The sequence below is a fragment of the Rhodococcus sp. 15-2388-1-1a genome (genome assembly GCF_002259145.1).
In the GTDB taxonomy this organism is placed as follows: Bacteria; Actinomycetota; Actinomycetes; order Mycobacteriales; family Mycobacteriaceae; genus Rhodococcoides.
The window spans coordinates 118810-145243 of record NZ_NPFP01000043.1 but is presented as its reverse complement, the minus strand read 5'-3'; the positions used below and the strand labels follow the sequence as shown (position 1 = coordinate 145243).

Sequence of the window (26434 nt, the reverse complement as noted above, 5' to 3'; positions counted from 1 at the left end):
ATGCAACTCGACGCTCCCAGCCAGGGCCTTCGCTCCCTCAAGAAGGAACGAACTCGGGAAGCGATCGAGGAAGCCGCCATCCGCATCGCCACCGAACACGGATATGCGGGCACGACGGCACAGGCGATTGCCGACGCGGCCAATGTGTCCTTGCGGACGATGTTCAACTACTTCCCTCAGCGCGACGAGGCGATTTCGGGCCCCACCATCGCACTGGGAGATCTCGACGAGATCCGACGGCAACTGGCCGAGGCACCGACCGTACTGCAGGGCACAATAGACGTGTTCGACGCCTGCGCACCCGCACTCGACGGTTCTTCCGAACTCCAGCGCAGGCGTAAAGCTCTCATCCAGTCCACCCCCGAGCTTCTCCACGTGCATCGCTCGGCCATCGACCGGTTCGAGAACGAGCTGATCATCGTCGTCGAGGAGGAGTTCGCAGCACGTCCAGGACGGCGACGCTTGGGACGGGGGGTAACTCCGAGAGAAGAAGCGCGACTGCTGGTGACGATCGTCGGCGGTGCAATCCGGTTCGGCGTCGACGACTGGCTGTCGGACGGGCAGAACGACACCCTGTCGCGACGAGACGCGATGGCAGGCGTCATCCACCAATTCGCCCTGTTGCTGACGGACGAGCAGTAACTTCGGCCCGCAGCGGCGGCGAAACGATCGATCAGCAGGACGCCATCGTTCGGGGCAACAGCAGGCCCGCCGATGCCTCCATCTCGTCGAGCACATCGAGTATCCGATCCTCGGACAGCGTCAGGTCGATGGTGTCGTTGCACGGCTGCGGGCAGTCGATGTCGGTGTGCCAGTACACCTCGACCCGATTGAACTCGGGATCACGGAAGTAGCATCCGATCGCGTTGCCGTGGTTGCTGACCCGATCGATCTGGTAACCGCGCTCGAGTATCTGCGCATAGAACTCTCGGAGATCGGACAGAGTGTCGAGGACGAACGACAACCGTTGCGGTTCGTTGCACCGTTCCCGATCTTCGGCGAGCAACAGGTCATGATGATCGTCGTCGGGACACGAGGCGAGAAAGACACGTCGATCGTCTCTGTCGATGACCGTCATGCCGAGAAACCGCGAGTAGAACTCGAGCATGATCTCCTGATCGTTCACGAACAGGCCGACGTGACCGAGCCTGGCTACCTTCGGCATGAGCCTTCTCCTCTGCGCGCTCGCGGACCCGAAATGGGCTAAACTTGCACTCAATGCAGTGTTGCACTGACTGCAAGTATTGGCAACGGTCTAACGCTGACCAGGGCGGAACACCGCCGATGACGACAACGCGAAAGGTACGTCGGTGAAAACGCTCGGAAAGTCCTACAAGGAGTCCGCCCAGACAGAGGCACCCATAGCCCGAATTCTGGCGGATCGGTCGAGCCCTCGATCGTTCGATCCCGACCACGTCATCGACGCAGAATCGGTCTCCTCCATGCTCGAGGCGGCCCGGTGGGCACCGTCGGGATCGAACAGTCAACCCCGACGCTTCGTCGTCGGCGTCCGCGGAACCGAGACTTTCGATCTGTTGGCGTCGGTGCTCGGTGCCGGCAATCGCCTCTGGGCACCACGCGCGTCGATGCTCGTGCTCGCCATCCGGGTCGACACCGCTCCGGATGGAAAGCCCTACAAGACCGCCGATTACGACACCGGCCAGGCCGTCGCATGTTTGGTGATCCAAGCGCACCACCTCGGTCTGGTAGCGAGGCAGATGGCCGGATTCGACGCCGCACGGGCCGCTGAATTGCTGGGACTCTCGGCCCACCTCGTGCCGCGCACCATCACCGCCGTCGGAGCCGCCGGTTCGCTCGATGCCCTCGATGCCGGTACCGCCGAGAAGGAGAACGAGCCTCGAGAACGAATCCCCCTCGAGACTCTCGTGCTCCGACGGGACTGACACCTAGGACGGCGGTGCCGAAGCCTTCTTCGTCCCCGGCAGGAAGCCTGCGTCGATCACGGCCTTGACGTACGGCCGGGCGCTGGTGATCAACTGCTCGGCGTCCTCGACGTTCTTCCATACGGCCGAGGCCATGATGTCGGTGCGATCCTCGATGTGCTGATCGAGTGCGGCACCGTCATCGGTCAACATCTCACCCTCGGCAGAGATGGTGATCAGCCCGCGGGCAGCGAGTCGCTCTGCAGCAGAACCCCATTCGCTCTCGGACCACTGCCTGGTCAGCTGCGTGATGCGCTTGCCGAGCGCCCGACGGCCGGGCTGCGGGGTCGTGCGGTCGGCCTCGTGGAAGACGGCGGCTTCCGTCGGGTCGAGTTCTGCGTCGATCAAAGCGGCGAGGTGTCCGTCGCCGCGCCATTCGCGAAGGACGGTGATCGAGTGCCAGAGGGCGAGATGCGGCGTCTCGGGTCGAGCGGCGGAGTGCCATGCGGCCGCGAGCGGTCGGCCCGCGAACGAGGCGGTGTCGCCGATGTCGCCCAGACGGCCTGCCAACGTGGCCAAAGCAGGGTCGGCCGCCAAGGAGCCGAGAGCCGTTCCGAGAACGGAGTCGAGCAGGGCCCATCGACGATCGGACACCGTCTCCAGGCCGACGGCCACGGCAGCAGGCCACGCACGCTCGATCAGTACCGGATTGAAGTTGTAGAACGCAGCGGCGACGACACTCGGCGCGCACGGTCCCATCGGGGCCGCCCGAGCTCCGACGTACCAGGCGTGACCGTCGAGGCCGGTGTCCTCGTATGCCGCACCCAGTTCGGGGTTGAAGTACGCGGTGACGTGAAAGGGTTCGAGCGTCTTGTAGGCGGAGCGAGCGAGAGCCGTCGAAGTGGTCATGACATTCGACCGTACTCAGCCGGTGATGTTGAACGGCTCCGGCGCGCTCTTGAGTTCACCGAGCTGGGCGATCGCCTGGTAGGCACCGACACCGACCGGGATGCGCTCTTCGCCGCATCCGGGAACCGAATTGGTGCCGGACCACTTGACGGTGAAGCCGGCCTGTTCGCCGGGCTTGAAGGTACGCAGATCCGATGCGGCGTTGGGGAAGCAGTCGATGTTGGACCAGATGCGCTGATTGTCGAGGGTGTAGACGAGTGCCTGCTGCAACCCGGCACCGACGTCACGCTGGCATTCGGTGGAGCCGATGTTGGTGATGACCACGGTGAACACGGGCTCTTCGCCCAGACGGTAGGTGGCCTGCTCCGGCGTCACCTTGATCGCGAGCGATTGATCCGGGCACTGATTGGAGATCACGGGAGCCGGCGCACCGCTGGTCGTGGCAGCTGCGCCACCACCGGCAGCGGAGTCCGTTCCGCCACCCGAGCCGCCGGAACCACCCGAGCCGCCGCCCGAACCACCGGAACCGCCCGAATCACTGTCGGTGGCAGAAGAGCTGGGTGAGGGCAGGGACGAGGACGTCGCCGGAGCCGCAACGACACCTGCGGGAGCGGCCTCGGTGTCGTCGGAACCGCCACTGAGCGAGGCGATGAACCACACGATCAATCCGAGGACGACAACGGCCGCACCGATGGCGAGCGCACGGCGTCGCCAATAGATTTCGGGAGGCAAAGGCCCGGTCGGTTCCAACACGAATCAACCGTATGCGGCCGAAGCCACGCTATCCCTGAGCCCACACGGCGTGTCGCGCCGGCGAACTCACCGAGATGGGATCCGAGTCGACTCAGGCAGGCATTTCGCCGATGTCGCCGATGACCTCACGCAGCTGCGCATGCCCCTTCGACAGCTGGTAGGTGAGGCCGACGATCGCGAGTTCCCCGGCTTCGACCTTCTCGGCGACGATCCGCGAACGCTGCATCAGCAGATTGCCGGTTTCCTCGACGTGGCGGGCCTCGAACTCGTCGACGGCCTGGTAGCCGTCGCGACGGGCCGAGAGCACCGACGGGGTGACGCGTTCGACGACGTCGCGGATGTAGCCACCGGGTACGTCACCACTCTCGAGGGCGTCGACCGTCGCCTTGACTGCACCGCAGTGATCGTGGCCGAGCACCACGATCAGCGGGGCCGCGAGCACGGCGACGCCGTACTCGATGGAGCCCAGGACAGCGGAATCGACCACGTGACCGGCGGTGCGCACGACGAACATGTCACCCAGGCCCTGGTCGAAGATGATCTCGGCAGCAACACGAGAGTCGGCGCAACCGAACAGGATGGCGCTGGGGTGCTGAGCACTTTCGAGGCGGGCACGATCCTCGATGCCCTGCGACGGGTGCAGGACCTCCCCGGAGACAAACCGTTGGTTGCCTTCCTTGAGGGACTTCCAGGCAGCGATCGGATTCGAAGCAGGCATGGGTTTCATTGTGCACGCGCGGCGGGCGCACGGCGAGTTGGGTCCACGTGGATCGAGCTACCGGCGAGTCGGGTTGGCTACTGTTGAGACCGATCACAGACCTGACGAGAAGGGCGACCACTTGCCGATCGATGCCGACGCTCTGGTCGGGTGGTTCGACACCGACGGACGCGATCTGCCGTGGCGGAAGCCCGGCGTCAGCGCGTGGCAGATCCTGATGAGCGAGATCATGCTGCAGCAGACGCCGGTGGTGCGGGTCGCGCCCATCTGGGAGCAGTGGGTGCAGCGTTGGCCGGTGCCGTCTGCGATGGCCTCGTCCTCGCAGGCCGAGGTGCTTCGCGCGTGGGGCAAGTTGGGCTATCCGCGTCGAGCACTGCGGTTGCACGAGTGCTCCCGCGTTCTCGCCGACGAGTACGGCGACGAGGTGCCCGCCGACGTCGAGACGCTGTTGGGCCTGCCGGGTATCGGTGCATACACCGCGCGCGCGGTGGCGTGTTTCGCTTACGGTCAGCGAGTTCCGGTGGTCGACACCAATGTTCGACGCGTCGTCGCGCGTGCGTTGCACGGTAACGCCGAGCCTGGAAATCCATCCACGACAAGGGATCTCGCCGACGTCGAACAGTTGCTCCCGCAGAGCGTCCCGCGTGCCGCCCGCTACTCCGCGGCGTTGATGGAACTGGGCGCACTGATCTGTACGGCCAAGAATCCGGCATGCCTGCTGTGCCCACTCCCGGCGTGCGCCTGGATCGAGGCAGGCAGACCCGCGCACACCGGCCCTGCGAAGAAGGTCCAGAAGTTCGCGGGCACGGATCGTCAGGTTCGAGGCAAACTCATGTCCGTACTGCGTGAGAGCACCGGCCCGGTCGAGCGCGCCGAACTCGACATCGTCTGGCCCACCGACCCGACACAACGCGACCGAGCTCTCGATTCACTGCTGACCGACGGATTGATCGAACAGACGGAGTCGGGACTGTTCGCACTCGCAGGTGAGGGTTCGGACGGCTGACAGCGCAGCCACGTCAGGTGACGGCGTCCAGGACGGCAGGCAGGGAGGTGACTCCGTCGGCGGCGAGGAAGTGGCCCGCGCCGGGGACGATCTGCACCGGCGCGTCGAGCAGACGAGCCAGACGATCGGTGTGAGCGGGGGGAACGATCGGGTCGTCGTCCGAGCGCAGGATCGAGATCGACCCGATGTGGTCCTGCATCCCGGACAGCATCACGCCGTCGGCAACGAAGCCGTCGAGAACGGGTAGCGCAGGTAGCGGGTCGACGAACCCCGACACCAGTACGAGCGCCCCCATCCGCCACGGCTCCACGAGGGTGGCGAGGTGCCGTAGGACGGCAAGACAACCCAAGCTGTGCGCAACCACGATCGTGTCGGGCCCTGGCGTTCCGAGTACCGCTGCTACCTCTGCCTGCCAGCGATCGCGATCCGGCGCCGCAGGATCCGGTAGCGGAGGGATGTGCGTCGAGATTCCAGTGCTGTCCAATTGTTCGGCGAGCCAACCGAACCAATGATCCTCGGGCGTCGCCCGGTAGCCGTGGAAGATCACGGCCCGTCTGCTGGTTGTGAGTGCCATAGTGCCGGACGATAAGGGTTGACGCCGGCGAGAAGGTCAAGTCCGGGAGGCAACAGATGTTGATCAGCGAGCTCGCTGCGCGAACCGGGGTGTCGGCGCGCGCCCTACGCCACTACGACAGTCACGGGGTACTCGTTCCGCACCGCGACGCCAACGGCTACCGGGCATATGCCGAGGCGGACGTACCGCGCGTGCTGCAGATCAGGTCGATGATCGCCGCGGGGCTCACGACGGCCACCATCGGTCGGTACCTCGACTGCGCACGAACGGGCGACCACGGCGTCACCCTGGACATGTGTCCTCGACTTCGCGCCGAGGTGGACGCGATCTCGGCCCGCCTCGAGCGACGACAAGCCGAACTCGAGCAGACACGGGAGCGACTCGGCGCACTCACCTCATAGCCCGCCGCCGCGCAGAATGACACTACCGAGAGAGAAATTCCACGAGTGCGGCGTTGACCGCGTCGGGGCGTTCGAGGTAGCCGAAATGGCCGGTGTCGGCGATCTCGACGTACTGCGCACCCGGTATCGCGTCGGCGACGTCGCGGCACTGCTGCACCGGGATCATGCGGTCATCGGCAAATCCGATCACCAGAGATTTCGCCCTGATTGCGCGGTACGCAGCCAATCGGTCTGTCCCGATGCGCATTTCGAGCCCGATCTGCGCCCGCATACCCGCCGTCTTCTTGCCGCCGGAGTATTCGAGGATCGCCAGCCAGTCACCGATCGCAGTATCGTCGGCCAGCGTCTTCGGCGAGAAGTTCTGCATCGCAGTCATCGCAGCCCGGTACGACGCGGGTAGTTCGATCCCGGAGTCGTGAAGGTCCTTCTCCCCCTTCGACATCTGCGCACGAAAGGTGGTGGTCTTGCCGAAGGTGGCCATCATCACTGCATGCGAGACCAGATCCGGCCTGGCCAAAGCCAATTCCTGGGTGACGCGGGCACCCATCGAGGTGCCGATGACGCGTGCTGCACCGCCGCCGAGGTGTTCGATGAGGGCAGCGGTGTCGGCAACCAGGTCGTCCAGCGTCATCCCGCTCGCGCACTCGGAAGACGGTGCGATACCTCGATTGTCGAAGGTGACGACCCGGTACCCCTGCTTCACCAGCACCGGAACCTGATGGGTTCGCCAGACTCGTCCGGGGCTACCGGTGCCCATCACCAACACCACGAGCGGACCGTCGCCGGTGACGTCGTAGTTGAGGTCGATTCCGTTGAGCTTCGCGAGCGGCATTCGGATCATCCTAGTGCGCGCAGGAACTCCTCGACCGCCGTGCGATACCGCTCGGGTGCCTCGTCGTGAATCAGATGCGCTGCCTTCTCGACCCGCACGTACACCGATCCGGGCTTGCGCGCGTGCATCCGCTGCATCTGACCGGCCGGGGTGATCGTGTGTTCACCCTCGATCAGCAACACCGGAGCGTCGACGGCATCCCACTCGTCCCAGAAGTGCCGGGTGCCCCACTCCTGCGAGATCGCTTCGAAGAAGTCCACCTCACCGTGCAGCCGCCAGCCGTCGTCGCTTCGCACGAAGGAATCCAGAAAGTATTGTCCCGCAACATCTCCGAAGAACGCCCGCACCGCATCGGCGTCGGGAAAGGGTTGCGGCCACGCCCGGATCATCGCGGCCCAGTCATCTGCGGTCCGGCCCCTGAAGTCCGGGGCTATGTCCTCGACCACCATGGCGGTGACCATGTCGGGTCGCTCGGCGGCCGCACACCAACCGTGCAGTGCGCCCATCGAATGACCGATCAGCACACTGGGACCCAACCGGTCGAGATGCTCGAGCAGGTCGGCCACGAAGAACTCGGTCGTGAGCTCGGCAGGAGGGGGGCGACGGTGCCCCGGCGCATCGTAGGTGTGCACGTGACCGAATTCTCGCAGCCACGGAACCTGCCGCCGCCAGGTGGCGGCGCTGCCCATCAGCCCGTGCAGCAGCAGAATCGAACGGCCGGATCCACCCTCGTCGTAGAGCATCACCGCCGAGCATAACGGCGGAGTAATCTCGCGGGCATGGCCATTGTGAAGATCAATGCGATCGACGTACCCGAGGGCGCAGGCCCCGAACTCGAGAAGCGCTTCGCCGCGCGCGCCGGGTCGGTCGACGGCTCCCCGGGCTTCCTCGGATTCCAACTGCTGCGGCCGGTGAAGGGCGAATCGCGCTACTTCGTCGTCACCCAGTGGGAAGACGAGGAGTCGTTCCAGGCGTGGTCGGCAGGACCGTCGCGGGAGGCTCACGCCGGACCCAGCGCCGCCAAGCCGGTCTCGTCCGGAGCATCACTGCTCGAATTCGAGGTCGTACTGGACGTGCCTGCCACGTCGTGAGAGCGCACGCGTCCGCTCAGATGCGTTCGCGGGCGAGCTCCCATTCGAGTTTCGTCGGCATCTCCGAGTCCAGTTTCGCCACAGCGTCGACGAGGAACTCAGCGGACATCGGCTTCCCGAGGAAGTAACCCTGGGCACCGTCGCAGCCCAACTCTCGGAGCGCATCCAACGTGCCCGCGTCCTCGACCCCCTCTGCCATCACCCGCACCCCGAGGCTTCGAGCGAGGTCGATGGTCGAGCGCACGATCGACGCGTCGGTTTCGTCGGTGTTCATCTTCGACACGAACGAGCGGTCGATCTTGAGCGTCTGTACCGGCAGTGTCTGCAGGTAGGCCAACGAGCTGTAGCCGGTGCCGTAGTCGTCGATCGCGATGGTGACGCCGAGGCCACGCAGCGACGTCAACGCGTTCACCGAACGCACCGGATCTGTCATCGCAGTCGTCTCGGTCACCTCGAATTCCAAGGCATGCGCGGGAACCGAATATTTCGCCAGCGCGGCCACGACCTGTTCGGTGAGCGTCTCGTCGAGCAGATTTCGGACCGAAAGATTCACCGAGACAGACAGATTGACGCCGCGGCGGCGCAGCGCACTGCACTGTGCCAACGCCTCGTCCAGCACGAGCGCGGTGATGGCGGGCAACATGCCGGTGCGCTCTGCGTCGGGCAGGAACATCGACGGTCCGATCAGACCTTCACGTGGATGCTGCCACCGCAGCAACGCCTCGACGCGATCGACGCTGCCGGATTCCAGGTCCAGGCACGGCTGGAAGAACACTCGAAGCTGGTGGTCACGAATCGCCGTGTCGAGTTCCCCCAGCAACCGCATCTGATCGTGGCGGTCGCGATCCATGTCGGGTTCGTAACGACCGACGCGGGTGTGGCCGGCCTTCGCGGCCGTCAACGCCACGTGGGCACGCTGAAGCATCGCCTCACCGTCCACCTGACTCGCCGTCGGAACCTCGGTCGACGCGATTCCGACGGCCGCGTCGAGCGCCACGTTGATGTCGTGCACGAACATCGTTCTGCTGACCGCGAACTGGAGCCGCTCGGCGGTGTCCGATACGTCGATCCGAGCCGGCCGCCTGCGCATGGCCACGACGAACTGGTCCCCACCGAGCCGACCGACGAGGTCGTCGGATCGTACCGATGCGACGAGGCGATGACCGATCTCGCGCAGCACACTGTCTCCGACGCTGTACCCGAAGGTCTCGTTGATCTGGGCGAAGCGATCGATATCCACCACGAGCGTGAAGACGTCCGAATCACCGCGGGTGGCGAGCATCGTGTCCAGCCGCTCTCGGAGCAGTCGGCGGCTGGCCAGTCCGGTGACAGCGTCCGTCCGAGCCACGTCCTCTAGTACCGCGGTCTGCAGCCGCAGCGTGTTCAGGAAGCACGCCATGCGGCACCCGACGAGGGCGATGACCAGTGCCGAGGACACCACGATCACCCAACCCCACTGTTGGACGGGTATTCCGCGGGCCAGCTGAACGGCCATCGCGAGGGGTGTCACGGCGACCGCGAGCGTGAGTCCGAGGAATCTCGCGCGCCCGAATCTGAAAGGGCTGGACCGGTCGATCCGCGACACGGCCTGCTCGGGAACGTGCAGCGCTATCACTCCGAAACACACATAGGCTGCCAGCCACAGCGTGTTCAGGAGAGTCGAACGGTAGAGCTCGGAGGCGTTGACCGCGGCATAGGACGCGAAGTCGGCCGAGACGAGGAACACGACGCCGGCCGCGGCCGCCAGGAACGGCACCGTGGTCGACCGGGTCAGCAGGTACAGACTGCCGACGAGCGTCAGCAGAAATGCATCGATGGTGAGATAGACCGTCGCAGGCCACAGTTCGATGGCCGACGAGAACGACCACGCCGCACCGTCGGAGATCACGAACACCCATGTGGCGAGGCCGAAACCGACGGCAACCACCAGGCACTCGAGTAGCTCTTCGACCCCGAACACGAGCCCGTTCTCGTCCGCGGCTCGGGCGAAACCCACGGCGATCACCAGATAGCCGAGCAGATAGAAGATGTCGGACGAGGAGAACGTCGACACTTGTCCACCGCCGGCCTGCACCGTCGCGATCAGCGCGTCGCCGATGCCCCAGGAGCCGACGCCGACGGCCATGTACTTCCATGTCCGCTTGTCCGGCCCGGGTTCCCGAAAGTAGCGATACCCGAACGCAGCAACTGTGGCCAGAAGCACGATTGCGTATATCGCACCTTGGGGTACTCCGGGCGGGGCGATTGCGTACGCCACGACGGCGAGTGCACCGAGACCCAGGAAGCGCGTCCACAACATAGTGGGGCTGATCCTTCCTAGGCCGGTCGGTGCATACCCCGAACGTACGCATCAGCCGATCGAACCCGACGTTTGACCTCGATTCGTTACCGAATCACCCTGCAGATGGGTCAAGTAACGAACTATTTCAAACCTGGCGATTGTTCGCCAGTCTCACATCGGGTGATTTGTCCGTTCAACCTTCGAGGGCCGCGTCCAACGTGATGTCGACTCCGGTGAGTGCCTTGCTGACGGGACATGTCTCTTTTGCTGCCTGGGCAGCTTTCGCGAAGCCGTCTGCGTCGAGACCCTCGACCTCGCCTCGCACCGTGAGTTTGATGCCGGTGAGCTTGAAGCCGGGCTCGTCGGGACCGAGCGAAACATCGGCAGTGACTTCGAGGCTCTGCGGGGTACCGCCTGCCTCGGCGATCAACGCCGACAGCTGCATCGCGTAGCAACTCGAATGAGCCGCGGCGATCAATTCCTCGGGACTGGTGGTGCCGTCGGCTTTCTCGGCGGCGCGCTTGGGAAACGACACATCGAAAGTCGCTGCGCCTGAACTGGACAGCTCTACCTGGCCGGAACCTTGTTCCAGAGTTCCATTCCAAGCTGTGCGTGAAGTACGAGTTGGCATCGAACCGAATCCTTTCGTAGTCGACCCCGTGCAGGCCCAATTCTCAGGCTAACGTCAGCAGCGTGAGCGGGCTACCGAGTGCGACGATGTCGACACGAAGGGTGCAACAAACGAGAAGCGTCGCGCGCGCAGCAACGATCGCGGCAATCGCGATCCTGTCGATCGTGGGATGTTCGACGCCGATCGCCGGGGCCGGTCCCCTGACGGATTTCTACGACGAGCCGGTGGCGACGCTCGGCACTGCGCCGCTCGGCGAGGTGGTCCGAAGTCTGCCCGTCAACTCGCCCAAGGGGTTCGGACTCGGATTCGACATCGAACGCATTCTCTACCGGTCCACCGACACGCACGATCGACCCATGGTCGTGTCCGGCTACACCATGACCCCCACGGCTCCGTGGACCGGACCCGGCCCCCGGCCGGTGATCGCCTACGCGCCCGGCACTTCCGGCATGGCGGACCGATGCGCCGGATCGGCCGTTCTCGGCACGGTCGGCTCGTCCCCGGCCATCCTGCCGCTGCTGCTGGCCGGGTATCGCGTCGTCGCAACCGATTACCAGGGTCTGGGCACCCCCGGCGGGCACACGTACCTGAACCGGATCGCCTCGGGCCGAGCCCTGCTCGACGCCGCCAGAACCGCAGACGTCGAACCCACCACGCCGGTGGTGCTGTTCGGCTACTCCGAAGGCGGGTTCGCGTCCGCATCCGCCGCCGAACTCGCCGCCACCTACGCCCCGGAGCTGAACATTCGAGGAGCGTATGTCGGTGCGCCACCGGCAGATCCGACGCTCAACATCGACACACTCGACAACACCGGTCTCGGCAGCGCCGTGCTCTTCGCCGTCGACGGGATGATCAACGCCTACCCGGAACGAGCAGCGAGTATCCGCGACCTCTTCGACTCCGACGGCGTCGCCGCGCTCGACGCCGCTCAGAACTGGTGCACCACCGACTCCGCGGCCACCGCGACAGTGCGAACGGCCGAACTGACCCGCGACGGCCGACCACTCACCGAGCAATTGAGCAACCCGGTTCTGTCCGGCATCACCGAGACGAACACCGTGGGGCACATCTCCCCCGCCATGCCGGTGTACCTGTCGCACGCAGTCGAGGACGACACCGTACCCATCGAGCAGAGCCGCACCCTGCTCGAGCGCTGGCGCGATCTGGGCGCAGACATCACCTACCGCGAATACGACCTCCCGGCCATCCCGGTCGAGGGCGCGAACCACCTACCCGGGGCTCTGGCGGCATATCAAGATGTCCTGCCCTGGATCGCGGGGCTGGTTGACGCAGGAGTGGAGCCTGCAGGAACGACCCGGTAGGCAGGAGTGGAGCCTGCAGGAACGACCCGATAGGCAGGAGTGGAGCCTGCAGGAACGACCCGATAGGCAGGAGTGGAGCCTGCAGGAACGACCCGATAGGCGCAGCTGATCTCAGGTGTGAAATCAGGGTGTTCACCGAGGCGTCGCCCCCGATGAGGTTGGTTCACTCCATCCATGCGCATCGCCCACGCTCTGCTCACCGTCGTAGCAGTGCTGACCGCAGGTTCCCCCACCTCACCGGACCCCGGCATGGCGTCGGACATCGGGGTTGTCGCCGAAGAACTGGGACTGCCGGGGGTCGCGTTCCGTGTCGTGTCCGAGCACGAGGTGTTGGAGAACGTCGAGTACGGGCTGGACGGAGACGGTGCGGCGGTCGACGAGAGTACGCCGTTCGTATGGGGTTCGGTATCGAAATCGGTGACGGCGGCGACGGTGTACTCACTCGTCGAACATGAAAATCTCACTCTGAACCGGACCGTCAATTCGATTCTGCCGGAGAGTGATTCGATCGTTCCCGACAATGTCACGATCGAGAACCTGATCCACCACACCAGCGGTCTCCCCCACGACGTCACCGAACTGGATGTGTGGGGGCGCACGGCGCGAGCGCTCGACGTCGTCCCCACCCTGGACTTCGCCGTCACCGACCGCGGCACCTTTCGCTACTCGAGCCTGAATTATCTAGTGCTGCAGGCGATCGTCGAGAAGGTCACCGCCGAGCCCTTCGCCGACGTCGTGGCCCGCGAGACCGGAGTGCACACCGCAGGCAACGTCGCGCCCGGCCACGTGCCGTTCTTCACCTTTCCCCGCAGCATCGATACCGGAATCGACTCCGCAGGAATGGGTTACGGCTATCTGAGCGGCTCCATCGAAGAACTCTCACGCTATGCATCCAGGCAACTGACCGCTCCGGCGTCGAACAGTCCCGATACGGTGCCGACGGGTTCGGGCGCGGCGTACGGCTACGGCTGGTACGTCGAAACGCTGCCCGACGGTACCGAGATGCGCTGGCATTCCGGGGCGGTCCCGGGCTACTTCACTCACGTTGCACTCGTTCCGGAACGACACCTGGCCGTGGTCTTCGCGACCAACAGATACGGCGAACTCGAAGCCGACAAGCTCGCCTCCGCGGCCCGCTCCCTCGTGCTCGCCCGACTCGGCATCGACGAACCTCGCACCACCGGCCTCGGCATGTACGAGATCGCGCTGATCGCGTCGAGCGCACTTGTGGTGTTGCTGGCGATCTGTGCGGCAAGAACCCTGCTGGGATTCGGAACTGCCCCGGGTCGATGGGCACCCGCGCGCGCCCTCGCTGCCCTCAGCGCGGGCGGACTGCTGTACTTCTCGCTACCCGCGCTCGCCGGTGCGCCGATCTCGACCCTGGCCCGCTGGGCTCCTGACATGGCGCTGCTGTTCTGGATTCTGCTCGCTGAACTTGCCCTCATCGCCGTTGCCCTCGGTGCTCGGGCCCTGCGTCAATGGACCACTACACACGTCTGACCGTTGCAACGGTCCATTCACGCCCGACTGCTACCCGCGTGAATGGACCCTTGCATACGTCTGGGCGGTGCAAGGGTCCATTGACGCGAACGGGAGGGGCGGGCGGAGATACGACAACGGGCGACCCTCCGAAGAGGATCGCCCGTTGTGTGGAGCTGTGAAACTTACTCGCTGTCGCTGTCTCCGGTGGCCTTGGCCAGATCGACCGGGACCTCGTCGGGGACGATGATGGCCTTCTTCTCGCCGCGGAAGGTGAACTTCGCGTCCTCGCCTGCGCCTTCGCCGTCCCAGTTCTCGACGTCGACCAGGATGATCTGGCCGGCTTCGATCTCGCCGAAGAGGATCTTCTCCGACAACTGGTCCTCGATCTCGCGCTGGATGGTGCGACGCAGTGGCCGCGCACCCAGGACGGGGTCGAATCCGCGCTTGGCGAGCAACGACTTCGCCTTCTCGGTGACCTCGATCGCCATGTCCTTGTTCTTGAGCGCACCTTCGACTCGGTTGAGCATGAGATCGACCATCTGGATGATCTCGTCCTTGGTGAGCTGGTGAAACACGACGATGTCGTCGATACGGTTCAAGAACTCGGGGCGGAAGTGCTTCTTCAGCTCGTCGTTGACCTTGAGCTTCATCCGCTCGTAGTTCGAGCCGGTGCCTTCACCCGAGGAGAAGCCGAGGCCGACTGCCTTCGAGATGTCCGAGGTACCGAGGTTCGAGGTGAAGATCAGCACGGTGTTCTTGAAGTCGACCGTGCGTCCCTGGCCGTCGGTGAGACGGCCGTCTTCGAGCACCTGCAGGAGCGTGTTGTAGATCTCCTGGTGGGCCTTCTCGATCTCGTCGAACAGCACCACGGAGAACGGCTTGCGGCGGACCTTCTCGGTGAGCTGGCCGCCCTCTTCGTAGCCGACGTATCCGGGAGGAGCACCGAACAGGCGCGACGCGGTGAAGCGGTCGTGGAACTCGCCCATGTCGATCTGGATCAGTGCGTCGTCCTCGCCGAAGAGGAAGTTCGCGAGAGCCTTCGACAGCTCGGTCTTACCGACACCGGACGGGCCGGCGAAGATGAACGAGCCCGACGGACGCTTCGGGTCCTTCAGCCCTGCACGGGTACGACGGATCGCCTTCGAGACGGCCTTGACTGCCTCGACCTGACCGATGATCCGCTTGTGCAGCTCGTCCTCCATACGGAGCAGACGAGTGGTCTCTTCCTCGGTGAGCTTGAAGACGGGGATGCCGGTCCAGTTGCCCAGAACCTCGGCGATCTGCTCGTCGTCCACCTCGGCGATGACGTCGAGATCGCCGGAGCGCCACTGCTTCTCACGCTCGGCACGCTGACCGACGAGGGTCTTCTCCTTGTCGCGCAGGTTCGCAGCCTTCTCGAAGTCCTGTGCGTCGATGGCCGATTCCTTCTCCCGGCGCGCGTCGGCGATCTTGTCGTCGAACTCGCGCAGGTCCGGCGGCGCGGTCATCCGGCGGATGCGCATCCGCGCGCCCGCCTCGTCGATGAGGTCGATTGCCTTGTCGGGCAGGAACCGATCGTTGATGTACCGGTCGGCCAGGGTGGCAGCCGCGACGAGGGCACCGTCGGTGATCGAGACGCGGTGGTGTGCCTCGTAGCGATCGCGCAGACCCTTGAGGATCTCGATGGTGTGCTCGACGGTCGGCTCGCCGACCTGGACGGGCTGGAAACGACGCTCGAGGGCCGCGTCCTTCTCGATGTACTTGCGGTACTCGTCGAGGGTGGTGGCACCGATGGTCTGCAGTTCGCCGCGAGCCAGCTTCGGCTTGAGGATCGATGCTGCGTCGATGGCACCTTCGGCGGCACCTGCGCCGACGAGCGTGTGCAGCTCGTCGATGAACAGGATGATGTCGCCGCGGGTGTTGATCTCCTTGAGCACCTTCTTCAGGCGCTCCTCGAAGTCACCGCGGTAACGGCTGCCGGCCACGAGCGAGCCGAGGTCGAGGGTGTAGAGCTGCTTGTCCTTGAGGGTCTCGGGGACCTCGCCGTTGACGATGGCCTGAGCCAGGCCTTCGACGACTGCGGTCTTACCGACACCGGGCTCGCCGATCAGAACCGGGTTGTTCTTGGTGCGACGCGAGAGCACCTGCATGACGCGCTCGATTTCCTTCGCGCGACCGATGACCGGGTCGAGCTTGCCTTCGAGTGCGGCCTGGGTGAGGTTGCGTCCGAACTGGTCGAGAACCAGTGACGTCGACGGAGTGCCCGCTTCACCGCGGCTGCTGCCGCTCTCGGACGGTTCCTTGCCCTGGTAGCCCGACAGCAGCTGGATGACCTGCTGGCGCACGCGATTGAGATCGGCTCCGAGCTTGACCAGAACCTGAGCTGCGACGCCTTCGCCTTCGCGGATCAGTCCCAGCAGAATGTGCTCGGTGCCGATGTAGTTGTGGCCGAGCTGCAGTGCTTCACGCAGGCTGAGCTCGAGTACTTTCTTGGCGCGCGGGGTGAACGGGATGTGACCGGACGGAGCCTGCTGGCCCTGGCCGATGATCTCCTCGACCTGGCTGCGTACTCCTTCGAGGGAGATGCCCAGCGACTCGAGAGACTTGGCTGCGACGCCTTCGCCCTCGTGGATGAGGCCGAGCAGAATGTGCTCCGTGCCGATGTAGTTGTGGTTGAGCATCCGGGCTTCTTCTTGAGCCAGGACGACAACACGCCGCGCGCGATCGGTGAACCTCTCGAACATCGCTCTCCCTCACTTCTTGGTGGGTGGTAGCTCGCCCACCAGTTCTTCTAGCGCCGCAGTGTCCATACGCTGAGGTCGCTTGTGCATTTGAAGGTAAGACTGGTTCTCACTGTAGTTGGCCGACGTTACGAACGCCGACCCTCCACCCCTGAAATGCTGCGCAACCGCCCGCACATACGGACTGCCTCGCCTGCTTACTGTTCATAACGCAGGCACTATGCAAAACGTTTCCCGTTCACTGTCCGCTGCTGGCGAACAGCCGTTCACCGTCCGATCAGGCCTGGGACGGCTTGACGATGGGAAACAGGATCGTTTCGCGGATGCCCAACCCGGTCAGCGCCATCAACAAACGGTCGATGCCCATGCCGGTTCCGGTGGTCGGCGGCATGCCCTGTTCCATCGCGGCGAGGAAGTCCTCGTCGAGCACCATCGCCTCGTCGTCGCCGGCAGCGGCTTGGCGCGCCTGGTCCTCGAATCGCTCGCGCTGAATGATCGGGTCGACCAGCTCGGAGTAACCGGTGGCCAGCTCGAACCCACGGACGTACAGATCCCACTTCTCGGTGACGCCCGGCTTGCTTCGGTGCTGACGCGTCAACGGAGACGTCTCGACCGGGAAGTCCCGGACGAACGTGGGTTCCGTCAACGCGTCGCCCACCTGGTGTTCCCACAGCTCTTCGACGAGCTTGCCGTGACCGTAGATCGGGACGCCGTCCTTGCGCGGAACCTCGACGCCCACCTTGTCGGCGATCGCCAGGAGCTCGTCGACGGTGGTGTCGGGCGTGACGTCGAACCCGAGCGATTCCGACAGCGACGGGTACATCTCGAGGGTCGTCCACTCGCCGCCGAGGTCGTAGGTGGTGCCGTCGGGCAGCGTCACGACCGTGGATCCGAGAGCGGCCATTGCCACTTCCTGGACCAGCTCACGCGTCATCTTCGCCGAATCGTCGTACGTGCCGTACGCCTCGTACGTCTCGAGCATCGCGAATTCCGGCGAGTGCGAGGAGTCGGCACCCTCGTTGCGGAAGTTGCGGTTGATCTCGAAGACCTTCTCGATGCCGCCGACGACGCAACGCTTGAGGAACAGCTCCGGCGCGATGCGGAGGTACAGATCGGTGTCCATCGCGTTCGAGTGGGTGACGAACGGGCGAGCCGCCGCGCCGCCGTGCAGCGTCTGCAGCATCGGCGTCTCGACCTCGAGAAATCCTCGACGCTCGAGTGCGTTACGCAGTTCCCGGACGACGGCGATGCGCTTGCGGGCGGTCTCACGCGAGGTCGGGTTGGTGATCAGATCCAGGTAGCGCTGCCGGATTCGCGTCTCTTCGTTCAGTTCCTTGTGCGCGACGGGCAGCGGCCGCAACGACTTCGACGCGATCTGCCAGGCGTCGGCCATGACGGACAGCTCGCCGCGTCGGGAGCTGATGACCTCGCCGTGCACGAACACGAAGTCGCCGAGATCGACGTCGGACTTCCATTCCGCGAGAGCGTCCTCGCCGACACCCGCCAGGCTGATCATCGCCTGCAGCTGGGTGCCGTCACCCTCTTGCAAGGTGGCGAAGCACAGCTTGCCGGTGTTGCGGACGAAGATGATGCGGCCGACCACTCCGACGATCAGGCCGGTGGTCGTATCGGGTTCGAGTTCGGGGAACTCGGTGCGGATCTCGAGCAGCGAATGGGTCCGCGGGACGGACACCGGATATGCCTCGACCCCGCGCTCGAGCAGCGCGGCGCGCTTGGCACGACGAATCCGTAGTTGCTCCGGGGTGTCGTCGGCCTGCTGGGGAGAAGCTGTGTCAGTCACGCGCACACACTTTACAGTCCGAGCGAGTGAGGACGATCAGTGCGCAGCGACGGCCTCGGCCTCACGGACGCAGTGCTTGGCCTGCGTGAGTACCCCGAGCAGTCCAGCCGACTTCAGCGCCTGGTAGCCGCCGACCAGGTCGGTGGACTTGTGCAAACCGAGCTGTTGCAGCGACGCGGCGGCTAGCGAGGAGGTGTAGCCCTCGGAGCAGATGACGATCCACTCCACGTCGTGGTCGACGGCGATCGCCAGGCGCGCATCGCTCGTGGGGTCCAGACGCCATTCGAGGACGTTGCGTTCGATGGCGAGTGCGCCGGGCAGCGTTCCCTCCACTGCTCGCTGCGCCTGGGGGCGGATGTCGATGACGACGGCACCTCGCTCGACGGCGTCTCGCAGTTCGAAGACGGTCATGCGATCGATGGTCTCGCGCGCGGATTCGAGCATGTCGACAATGGTCATGGTCTGGATGGTCACAGTGTGGCCTTCTCGGGTTCGTCGGTGAGCTCGCTACGGGTACGACGCAGCGTGGACCGTTCGGTCACTTCGTAGTAGGACATCGCCGTCAGCGGCGGCGAGTAGGCGTGCACGCTGAGAGTGGGACCCGTCGTGTCCGACGCCGGATCGTGCATCACGTCGTGCACCCACCCGAGCGGGAACGACGCCTGATCACCGGCGTCGAGGTGACGCTGCCTCAGTCCTGTTCCAGCCCAACGATATTCGAGGAGCGAGCCACTGAGCACGGTCAGCGCACCGAGCGACCCCGCGTGATCGTGAAGTTCGGTGGACCGATCGGGAACCCAGCTGATCAACCAGACGTCGAGGTCGTCGTCGGAATGCAGACGGACGGCCCAACGCTCGTCCGTCGGCCAGCGGCCACCGTCGGGAAGCAGGTGATCGAAGCGGCCCTCGAGGACGTCGGATGCGCCCTGGTCGGTGATGCGCAGCAGGTCCGGTGGACGCAACCGAGTCGGCAGCGTCGAGACCGAACGCGACGACAACCGGGTACGGGAGGGTGCAGAAAATACAGGTGTGGAAAGCATGAAGCTCTACTCCAGGGGTGTGTTACGAACGAGGCAGGGTTCAGCCTCGACAACACTCCTGGGTGGCCATGCACGTCATCACGCCGACGATTCTGACACACGAACGCCGGATCCGCCAGCGCTGGACCGAAACATTCAGCGCGGCCGCCGTTTTGCCATGTTGCGTTCGTAGACCAGACGGAGACCCTCGAGCGTCAGATCCGGTTCGTGGTGCTCGATGGTCGTCGATTCCGGCAGGATCAGCGCGGCGATGTCGCCGGTCCCGATGATGGCGACATCCGTTCCGGTAACCTCGGGAACCTCCCGTCGAATTCGCCCGACCAGGCCGTCCACCAGACCGGCGAAACCGAAGATGGTGCCCGACTGGATGCATTCGACAGTGTTCTTGCCCAACACCGAACGAGGCCGGATCATCTCCACCTCGCGCAGCGTGGCAGTGCGGGTCGACATGGCCGACGCCGACATCTCTAGTCCTGGGGCGATGGCGCCGCCGAGGAATTCGCCCTTGGCCGAGACGACGTCGACGCAGGTGGTGGTTCCGAAGTCGACCACGATGCACGCCGAGCCGTACAGGTCGTGTGCGGCAAGGGTATTGACGATACGGTCGGCTCCGACCTCTTTGGGATTGTCGACCAGCAACGGCACTCCGGTGCGCACACCGGGTTCGACCATCACGTGCACCACGTGATCCCAGTAGCGCGCGAGCATCGTCCGCATCTCCCGCAGCACGGACGGCACGGTCGACAGCGCAGTGACTCCGGTGATCCGTTCGGCGTCCTCACCCAGCAGACCACGCAACATCAGAGCCAGCTCGTCGGCCGTCACATGCGGGTCCGTCCGAATTCGCCAATCGCGCAGCAGTTTCGAGTGATCACCGGTGCCGGTGAACAGACCGACCACGGTGCTGGTGTTGCGCACATCGATCGCGAGGAGCATCGAATCAGACCAGCACGGAATCGGCTCGCAGATCGCGCGGCGTGATCAGACCCGAGCCCGCAGGCGCATGAGCCGGGTCGCTGCCCAACTCGACCGGACGGTTCTTCTCGTCGACGAACACCACTCGCGGCGCGTAGTCGGCAACCTCCTGCTCGTTCATCACCCCGTAGGCGATCAGGATGACCAGGTCGCCCGGGTTCACCAGATGCGCTGCAGCTCCGTTGATTCCGATGACACCGCTGCCGCGCTCACCGGTGATCACGTACGTTTCGAGCCGAGCGCCGTTGTCGATGTCGACGATGGTGACCTGCTCGCCTTCGAGCAGATCGGCCGCCTCCATCAGATCCTGATCGACAGTCACCGAGCCCACGTAGTGCAGGTCTGCATGCGTCACGGTGGCGCGATGGATCTTGGACTTCATCATGGTACGAAACATCGTGTCACTCTCCACTTTTCGGATCGTCCGGGTACTCCAAGAAACCGGTGCCGACGGCGACACCGACGTTGTCGATCAATCTCGTGGTGCCCACCTTGGCTGCCACGAGCAGTCTGCCGTCGCCACGTTCGGGAGCGGGTCCGAGATGCGGGTCGCGTACCTCCAGGTAGTCGACCTGCACCAGCGGTGCCTCGTCCAGCACGGCACGCGCAGTGGCGATGATGGCCTCGCTGCCGCCTGCCGCGGCGTGCGCTCCGGCGACCAGTGCGGCCGACAACGCCATGGCGGCGTCGCGCTGCTCGGCATCGAGATACCGGTTACGCGAGGACAAGGCGAGTCCGTCCTGCTCGCGAACCGTCGGAACCCCGATGACGGCGACGTCGAAGTTCAGATCGCGCACCATCTGCCGGATCAACGTCAGTTGCTGGTAGTCCTTCTCGCCGAAGTAGGCGCGATGCGGTGCAGCGATCTGCAGCAGTTTGGCCACGACGGTGAGCATTCCTGCGAAATGTGTAGTCCTGCTTGCACCTTCGAGTTCTGCGCCGAGCGGACCGGGATTGACGGTGGTGCGCGGACCCGACGGATACATGTCCGACGCCGACGGCGCGAAGACCAGCTCGACGCCCTCCTCACGCAGCAGTGCCACATCGGCGTCGAGAGTCCGCGGGTAGGCATCGAGGTCCTCGCCCACACCGAACTGCAGGGGGTTGACGAAAATCGACACGATCACCACTGCCCCGGTGAGCTTGGCCTGCCGCACCAGCTGCAGGTGCCCGGCGTGCAGGGCACCCATGGTCGGTACGAGAGCGACCTGCTTCCCGACGCCCCGCAGTGCTTTCGACACCGACGTGATCACCGCAGGATCGTGGTGAACCGTCAACTGCCCCTTGGTGTAGCTGCCCGCGAGGGTCATCGATTCCCTTCCAGAAGTTCGATCAGGTCTGCCTTGGCACCGATGCGCTGTGCCGATCGCAACGACAGCGCGCGGTATCCGGCTGCGATCCGCGAATCCACGGACTCGAGCACGTCGAGATGCTTGCCGACTGCAGCGGTGTCGCCGCGGGCCACCGGCCCGGTGAGGGCCGACTGGCCGTTGCGCAGCGCATTGTCCAGCGCAGCTTCGAGCAGCGGGGCCAGAACACGCTCGGGCACACCGCGTTCGGAATCCGAACCGGGAAAACCCGGTCCGGCCAACGCAACTCGGAGCGCTTCGACGGCGTCGACCACCAGCGTGACGAGGTGATTGCTGCCGTGCGCGAGCGCGGCGTGGTAGAGCGCCCGGTTGTTCTCGGGGACGTGCACCGGCTCGCCGCCGATCTCGAGAACGAGAGCCTGCGCCACTGCGTAGCCGATCTCGTCGCCTGCAGTGATGCCGAAGCACGCGGCCGTCATCCGGTCGGTGTCCTCGGCTCCGCCGGTGAACGTCATGGCCGGGTGGATGGCCAAGGGCACGGCACCGAGAGCAGCCAGAGGCTCGAGCACCGAGATCCCGTTCGCTCCGGAGGTGTGCACCACCAACTTTCCCGGTGCAACCGCCCCTGTGGACGCCAGGCCCGCGACGATCGACGCCAACTCGCTGTCCGGTACGGCCAGAACGAGCAGTTCCGCGCGACGAGCAACCTCGTCCACGGGCAGAACTTGGGACTCGGGAAGCCGCTCACGCACCCGCGCGAGAGACGCATCGGACACCGCGGCGGCACCGACGACAACATGCCCGACGCGTTCGAGCGCCTCACCGAATGCGGTACCGACCCGTCCCGCCGAGACGACACCAACCGTCAAGCGAGCCGGAGACAGACCACCGGTGCCAGAAAAGGTCACCGAAAATTTCCTCTCGTTCGTTCCAGTCCCGCGTGGCGGGTACCAGACGTCCTGCAGGGAACAATAGCGACAGTGAGCCCTCGCGGGCCATGGAAGAGCAGTGTGATCTGGTTCTCAGTCTGCGCGACGGCGGCGGCGACGCGTCCCCGGATCCGTTGTGGTCACGTCGGACGAGTCACCACCCTGCAGACCGGCCATGATCTCTGCGACGGATCGGCCGTTGGAGTGCGCTCCCGTGGCATCCTCGTCACTCGACTCCGCGCGCCTGCGACCTCGCCGGGGCGAGACGGACGTGTCCTCGGCCGATGTCTCGTAGTCGTGATCGGCCGCGAAGAACGCGTCGGCCGAGTCACGCAACGAGGCGCGAGACTCCGAGAGGGCGTCGCCGTTCGGGACCGCGTCCGATCCGTGTTCGGGCTCGGTTGCGTACTGCTCGGCCGGCTCCGATGCAGACTCCGCCGAGAACGACTCGGCCGAAAACGACTCCGTGGGATACGAACCGACCGAATCGGCCTCCGCATGCCCGGTCTCGTAGGTCTCGGTGGTGGCCTGCGGCTCGAACTCCGCCGCAGGTTCCGGTTCTGCAGCAGGTCGACGTGTCTGCTCGAAGTCGTATGCGGTGAAAGGCGAGCTGGGCGGCGTGACGCGTCCCGCCGGTCTCGGAGCGCCGTAGGGACGTGCCTGCGCTGCAGGCCGCTCGAACGGTTCCTCGGCTGCGTCGGAGGCGTCCGTGTCGTAACTCGTCTGCTCGAACGAATCCTCGTCGTACGGATCCTGAGCCGACTCGGCAGCCACCGGCGGCGCTACCGAAGCCGTGGCCTGCGGCATCTCGTCCGGATCCTCGGGGTACACCACCGACGTCTCCGCCGTGACCGGCTCGTCGTACGGAGTTCCGACGCCGTTGAGGCCGGTTCCCGGTGCCATCGAACCGTTGCCGTTCCCGCGACCGGGGACGTACAGGCCGGACGGCGCAGGTTGGTAGCTGTCGTATCCGCGTCCGCCGAGTTCTTGCATCCTCATCGCCTCGGCCCGCAGTGCGACGCGTTCGGTGGGCAGATTGCCGTCGAAGAGCACCTGCAGGTTCTGGCGGAGGGCGGCGAGTTCGTTGCGTAGCGCTGCGACCTCGTCGATCTCGAGCTGCGATTCGCCGCGAACCCGAGCTTCGACGCTCATCTCGTACTCACGTCGGGCGGAGATCTCCCGAGCCAACTGCAGCTCGTAGACCGTCTGCAGGTCCTTGGCCTTGGTCTGATCGGCGGCCGCCTCACGCCGGTACTTGGTCATCGCGAATGCACCGATCACCGCAGCCCACAGCGCCGAGAGAACACCGACCCTCATCCACTGCACGCTCTCGGTGAAGAGCAACAACACACTGGCGATGATGCCGAACACGACGAGCGCCGCGAGGAACAGCTGGCTCGCACTACGCCTCTTACGGCGCCCCTTCTTTGCGCGAGTCTGATCTGTCATGTTCACAAGGGTAACCGGCAAATCGTTCGCAAATAGTCATCCTCGACCGATCACTTACACAACCGAGGTAACAATCAAATGTTTCGGGCGTTACCGAGAACGCTCGTCGTCATTGTCTTTCGGGGTCCGGCAGCACTGCTCGAGCCACACCGCCGCAGCGACGACGGCCAGTCCGGCCACGAGCGCAACGACGGCTCCGACCCGATCCGACGACGCTGCCCGCACCGTCGCCGCACGCGGCATCACGTACACCAGAAATCCGACGCACACCCCGACGACAGCGGTTCCCACCAGCATCGATGCCTTCGCCAGCACCAGCGCCCTGAACACCGTCAACGGATGCAGATCGTGCAGACCGCCGCCCACCCGATGCTCGGCGATGCGATTGCGAACGATCACCGCAGTGACCACCTGCACCACCGCGACCAGATACAACGACGCGCCGGCGTACACCGGAATCGGTGGCAACGAGCCGTAGAAGACCCGAACCAGCAGCCACGTGCCTATCGAGGCGACCAGGAAAAGACCCAGGACATCCCAGACCTTGGTGGGATTGGTCACCACAGGCGATCACCGCTGCCGTCGAGACGTACGACTCCGGCCCGCTCCTCCGCACTCGATCGCGTGAGCAACTCGGACACCGGCACGTCGTCGTCGCCGACGCGCAGGGTGGCGTCCGGTTCGACGTCCAGCCAGGGCAGCAGGACGAACGCTCGTTCGTGTGCGCGCGGGTGCGGAAGGATCAAACGAGGGTCGTCGCTGATCACGTCTTCGCACACGATCACGTCGACGTCGAGGCTCCGCGGCCCCCACCGCTGCACTCGGACGCGATCGGCCGCCTCTTCGAGGCGCTGACCGAAGCTCAACCAATCCCAGGCGTCGAAACCGTCGTCCTCGGCCACCACCACGGCATTGAGGAAGTCCTGCTGCTCGACGCCACCCCAGGGTGCGGAGCGGTACACCGGCGAGCAGACAACCAGCCGCGAACCCAATTCGGCTGTGACAGAGCGTAAGTGGGCGAGCGAATCACCGATGTTGCTGCCGATGGACAGCACCGCACGGGTCACGGCCGCTCCCGGTACGCCACCACGGCAACGTCCCCGAACGTCAGCGGAATGGGGGCCGACGGCTTGTGCAGCACCACTTCCACCGCCTCGACACGCGAGTCGTACGCCAACACGACCTCGGCGATCTCGGCCGAGACCGTCTCGATCAGATCCCTGGACGGGCCCGCGACGACGGCGGCAGCGTGCTCGGCCAGTTCTCCGTAGTGCAGCGTTCGGGTCAGGTCGTCGGTCTCGGCCGCGGGACGCAGGTCCATCCACACGGTGATGTCGACGACGAAGTCCTGCCCGTCTCGCTTCTCGAAGTCGAAAACCCCGTGATTGCCGCGCACCGTCAGGCCACGCAGCTCGATGCGGTCGCCGCGACGCGTCCCTGCGCTGGCGCGGCTGCTGATCTCGCTCATGCTCGATCACCCTGCCATGCCCGTACGACGGCAACCGCGTCGAGTGATGCGCGGGCGTCGTGCACACGCACACCCCACGCTCCCCCGGCAACGGCGAGGGCCGACACCACCGCCGTGGCGACCTCGCGTCCGTCCGGTGGCCGCGGAGAACCGTCGGCGTCCGCCAACAGCGACCCGAGGAAGCGCTTACGGGAAGCACCGACGAGAACGGGGAACCCGGCCGACACCAGGTCGGGAAGGCCACGCAGCAGTTGCCAGTTGTGATCGGCGTTCTTGGCGAATCCGAGGCCGGGGTCGAGCACGAGCATCGCCGGGTCCACTCCCGCCGCCACTGCGTGATCGACCTGTTCGAGCAGCTCGCTGCGAACGTCGGCGACCACGTCGTCGTATCGATCGGCCGGACCTGCGTGCCGGTATTCGGATCCGGCGGCTCGCCAATGCATCAGGATCCACGGCAATCCACCGTCCGCGACCACCCCGGCCATGTTCGGATCCGCCCGACCGCCCGAGACGTCGTTGACGATCGAGACCCCGGCGTCGATCGCGGCCTCGGCGACCGAGGCACGCATCGTGTCGACGCTGGTGGCCACCCCTGCTGCGGCCAGCGCGGCGATGACCGGCACGACGCGCTGCGCTTCGAGGGTCGGATCGATCCGGTCGGCTCCGGGACGCGTCGACTCACCACCGACATCGACGATGTCGACTCCGCGACGATGCATCGCCAGGCCGTGTTCGACGGCGGCCTCGACATCGAGGTATCGACCGCCGTCGGAGAACGAATCGGCAGTGACGTTGAGGACACCCATGACGACGGGTGCCGGGGGGATACTCCGCGCCGGGCTCATCGGGAATCGACCGG

Annotated in this window: 29 protein-coding genes; 7 read left to right on the top strand and 22 right to left on the bottom strand. The window is 65.2% G+C overall.

Annotated features, from left to right (window positions below):
* Entirely contained in the window at positions 1 to 642 is a 642-nt protein-coding gene (locus tag CH302_RS24405) for a TetR/AcrR family transcriptional regulator (RefSeq protein WP_052048048.1), read from the top strand.
* Between the two features lie 31 nt (positions 643 to 673).
* Here CH302_RS24405 and CH302_RS24400 read toward each other — a convergent pair whose 3' ends face one another.
* Positions 674 to 1165 carry a VOC family protein gene (locus CH302_RS24400; RefSeq protein ID WP_052048047.1) on the bottom strand — a complete coding sequence of 164 codons (492 nt, stop codon included), beginning with the start codon at positions 1163 to 1165 and terminating at the stop codon, positions 674 to 676.
* 145 nt (positions 1166 to 1310) lie between these two features.
* Between CH302_RS24400 and CH302_RS24395 the strand changes: the two genes are divergently transcribed.
* Positions 1311 to 1904, top strand: coding sequence for a nitroreductase family protein (locus CH302_RS24395; protein WP_037195043.1), 594 nt, complete (start codon positions 1311 to 1313; stop codon positions 1902 to 1904).
* Positions 1905 to 1907: 3 nt separating this feature from the next.
* Here CH302_RS24395 and CH302_RS24390 read toward each other — a convergent pair whose 3' ends face one another.
* From CH302_RS24390 to CH302_RS24380, 3 genes are all read right to left on the bottom strand, one after another.
* Positions 1908 to 2792, bottom strand: a complete 885-nt coding sequence (locus CH302_RS24390) for an SCO6745 family protein (RefSeq protein ID WP_037195042.1) — start codon at positions 2790 to 2792, stop codon at positions 1908 to 1910.
* Between the two features lie 15 nt (positions 2793 to 2807).
* Positions 2808 to 3545, bottom strand: coding sequence for a hypothetical protein (locus CH302_RS24385; protein WP_037195040.1), 738 nt, complete (start codon positions 3543 to 3545; stop codon positions 2808 to 2810).
* Between the two features lie 91 nt (positions 3546 to 3636).
* On the bottom strand, positions 3637 to 4263 hold the full coding sequence (locus CH302_RS24380) for a carbonic anhydrase (RefSeq protein ID WP_037195038.1): 627 nt from the start codon (positions 4261 to 4263) through the stop codon (positions 3637 to 3639).
* A gap of 121 nt (positions 4264 to 4384) precedes the next feature.
* On the opposite strand from CH302_RS24380, the gene CH302_RS24375 reads away from it, so the two are divergent.
* On the top strand, positions 4385 to 5269 hold the full coding sequence (locus CH302_RS24375; RefSeq protein WP_037195578.1) for an A/G-specific adenine glycosylase: 885 nt from the start codon (positions 4385 to 4387) through the stop codon (positions 5267 to 5269).
* A gap of 13 nt (positions 5270 to 5282) precedes the next feature.
* Here CH302_RS24375 and CH302_RS24370 read toward each other — a convergent pair whose 3' ends face one another.
* A complete protein-coding gene (locus CH302_RS24370; RefSeq protein WP_037195036.1) occupies positions 5283 to 5843 on the bottom strand; it encodes an RBBP9/YdeN family alpha/beta hydrolase in 561 nt (186 codons plus the stop codon).
* A gap of 56 nt (positions 5844 to 5899) precedes the next feature.
* On the opposite strand from CH302_RS24370, the gene CH302_RS24365 reads away from it, so the two are divergent.
* The gene (locus tag CH302_RS24365) at positions 5900 to 6244 is read left to right on the top strand and encodes a MerR family transcriptional regulator (RefSeq protein ID WP_037195034.1); all 345 of its coding nucleotides are present in this window, start codon (positions 5900 to 5902) and stop codon (positions 6242 to 6244) included.
* 22 nt (positions 6245 to 6266) lie between these two features.
* On the opposite strand, the gene CH302_RS24360 is transcribed toward CH302_RS24365, so the two are convergent.
* Both CH302_RS24360 and CH302_RS24355 read right to left on the bottom strand, forming a co-directional pair.
* The gene (locus CH302_RS24360) at positions 6267 to 7076 is read right to left on the bottom strand and encodes an alpha/beta fold hydrolase (RefSeq protein ID WP_037195576.1); all 810 of its coding nucleotides are present in this window, start codon (positions 7074 to 7076) and stop codon (positions 6267 to 6269) included.
* Between the two features lie 5 nt (positions 7077 to 7081).
* Positions 7082 to 7819, bottom strand: a complete 738-nt coding sequence (locus CH302_RS24355) for an alpha/beta fold hydrolase (protein WP_037195032.1) — start codon at positions 7817 to 7819, stop codon at positions 7082 to 7084.
* 36 nt (positions 7820 to 7855) lie between these two features.
* Between CH302_RS24355 and CH302_RS24350 the strand changes: the two genes are divergently transcribed.
* The gene (locus tag CH302_RS24350) at positions 7856 to 8167 is read left to right on the top strand and encodes an antibiotic biosynthesis monooxygenase family protein (protein ID WP_037195030.1); all 312 of its coding nucleotides are present in this window, start codon (positions 7856 to 7858) and stop codon (positions 8165 to 8167) included.
* A 16-nt stretch (positions 8168 to 8183) separates the two neighbouring features.
* Here the strand turns inward: CH302_RS24350 and CH302_RS24345 are convergent, their stop codons facing one another.
* Together CH302_RS24345 and CH302_RS24340 are read right to left on the bottom strand one after the other, a co-directional pair.
* Positions 8184 to 10466 (bottom strand): putative bifunctional diguanylate cyclase/phosphodiesterase, encoded by a 2283-nt coding sequence (locus tag CH302_RS24345; RefSeq protein WP_052048046.1) that lies wholly within the window; start codon positions 10464 to 10466, stop codon positions 8184 to 8186.
* A 175-nt stretch (positions 10467 to 10641) separates the two neighbouring features.
* Positions 10642 to 11079, bottom strand: a complete 438-nt coding sequence (locus CH302_RS24340) for an OsmC family protein (protein WP_037195028.1) — start codon at positions 11077 to 11079, stop codon at positions 10642 to 10644.
* A gap of 86 nt (positions 11080 to 11165) precedes the next feature.
* Here CH302_RS24340 and CH302_RS24335 point away from each other — a divergent pair, with 86 nt between their 5' ends.
* Complete coding sequence (locus tag CH302_RS24335) at positions 11166 to 12401, top strand: lipase family protein (protein WP_082323838.1); 1236 nt, start codon at positions 11166 to 11168, stop codon at positions 12399 to 12401.
* A gap of 174 nt (positions 12402 to 12575) precedes the next feature.
* Positions 12576 to 13901: a serine hydrolase domain-containing protein gene (locus CH302_RS24330; protein ID WP_052048045.1), complete on the top strand. Its 1326-nt coding sequence runs from the start codon at positions 12576 to 12578 to the stop codon at positions 13899 to 13901.
* A gap of 164 nt (positions 13902 to 14065) precedes the next feature.
* Here CH302_RS24330 and CH302_RS24325 read toward each other — a convergent pair whose 3' ends face one another.
* The 13 genes from CH302_RS24325 to folP all read right to left on the bottom strand — a co-directional run bounded on the left by CH302_RS24325 (position 14066) and on the right by folP (position 26420).
* Entirely contained in the window at positions 14066 to 16606 is a 2541-nt protein-coding gene (locus CH302_RS24325) for an ATP-dependent Clp protease ATP-binding subunit (protein WP_037195026.1), read from the bottom strand.
* Between the two features lie 274 nt (positions 16607 to 16880).
* Positions 16881 to 18404, bottom strand: a complete 1524-nt coding sequence (lysS, locus tag CH302_RS24320; protein ID WP_037195025.1) for a lysine--tRNA ligase — start codon at positions 18402 to 18404, stop codon at positions 16881 to 16883.
* Between the two features lie 36 nt (positions 18405 to 18440).
* The gene (locus CH302_RS24315; RefSeq protein WP_037195570.1) at positions 18441 to 18863 is read right to left on the bottom strand and encodes a rhodanese-like domain-containing protein; all 423 of its coding nucleotides are present in this window, start codon (positions 18861 to 18863) and stop codon (positions 18441 to 18443) included.
* A gap of 11 nt (positions 18864 to 18874) precedes the next feature.
* A complete protein-coding gene (locus CH302_RS24310) occupies positions 18875 to 19444 on the bottom strand; it encodes a cysteine dioxygenase (protein WP_082323837.1) in 570 nt (189 codons plus the stop codon).
* Positions 19445 to 19579: 135 nt separating this feature from the next.
* Entirely contained in the window at positions 19580 to 20380 is an 801-nt protein-coding gene (locus CH302_RS24305; protein ID WP_037195023.1) for a type III pantothenate kinase, read from the bottom strand.
* A 4-nt stretch (positions 20381 to 20384) separates the two neighbouring features.
* Entirely contained in the window at positions 20385 to 20816 is a 432-nt protein-coding gene (panD, locus tag CH302_RS24300; protein WP_032380718.1) for an aspartate 1-decarboxylase, read from the bottom strand.
* 4 nt (positions 20817 to 20820) lie between these two features.
* Positions 20821 to 21729, bottom strand: a complete 909-nt coding sequence (gene panC, locus CH302_RS24295; RefSeq protein ID WP_037195017.1) for a pantoate--beta-alanine ligase — start codon at positions 21727 to 21729, stop codon at positions 20821 to 20823.
* Positions 21726 to 22637 carry a Rossmann-like and DUF2520 domain-containing protein gene (locus CH302_RS24290; protein ID WP_037195016.1) on the bottom strand — a complete coding sequence of 304 codons (912 nt, stop codon included), beginning with the start codon at positions 22635 to 22637 and terminating at the stop codon, positions 21726 to 21728. Before CH302_RS24290 ends, panC begins: the two co-directional genes overlap by 4 nt.
* 114 nt (positions 22638 to 22751) lie before the next feature.
* Positions 22752 to 24107: a DUF6779 domain-containing protein gene (locus CH302_RS24285; protein WP_176460770.1), complete on the bottom strand. Its 1356-nt coding sequence runs from the start codon at positions 24105 to 24107 to the stop codon at positions 22752 to 22754.
* 90 nt (positions 24108 to 24197) lie between these two features.
* Positions 24198 to 24668, bottom strand: coding sequence for a DUF3180 domain-containing protein (locus CH302_RS24280; RefSeq protein WP_037195566.1), 471 nt, complete (start codon positions 24666 to 24668; stop codon positions 24198 to 24200).
* A complete protein-coding gene (folK, locus tag CH302_RS24275) occupies positions 24665 to 25174 on the bottom strand; it encodes a 2-amino-4-hydroxy-6-hydroxymethyldihydropteridine diphosphokinase (RefSeq protein ID WP_037195015.1) in 510 nt (169 codons plus the stop codon). Before folK ends, CH302_RS24280 begins: the two co-directional genes overlap by 4 nt.
* Positions 25171 to 25575: a dihydroneopterin aldolase gene (gene folB, locus CH302_RS24270; protein WP_052048042.1), complete on the bottom strand. Its 405-nt coding sequence runs from the start codon at positions 25573 to 25575 to the stop codon at positions 25171 to 25173. Before folB ends, folK begins: the two co-directional genes overlap by 4 nt.
* On the bottom strand, positions 25572 to 26420 hold the full coding sequence (gene folP / locus CH302_RS24265; protein ID WP_037195013.1) for a dihydropteroate synthase: 849 nt from the start codon (positions 26418 to 26420) through the stop codon (positions 25572 to 25574). Before folP ends, folB begins: the two co-directional genes overlap by 4 nt.
* Between the last annotated feature and the right edge of the window lie 14 nt (positions 26421 to 26434).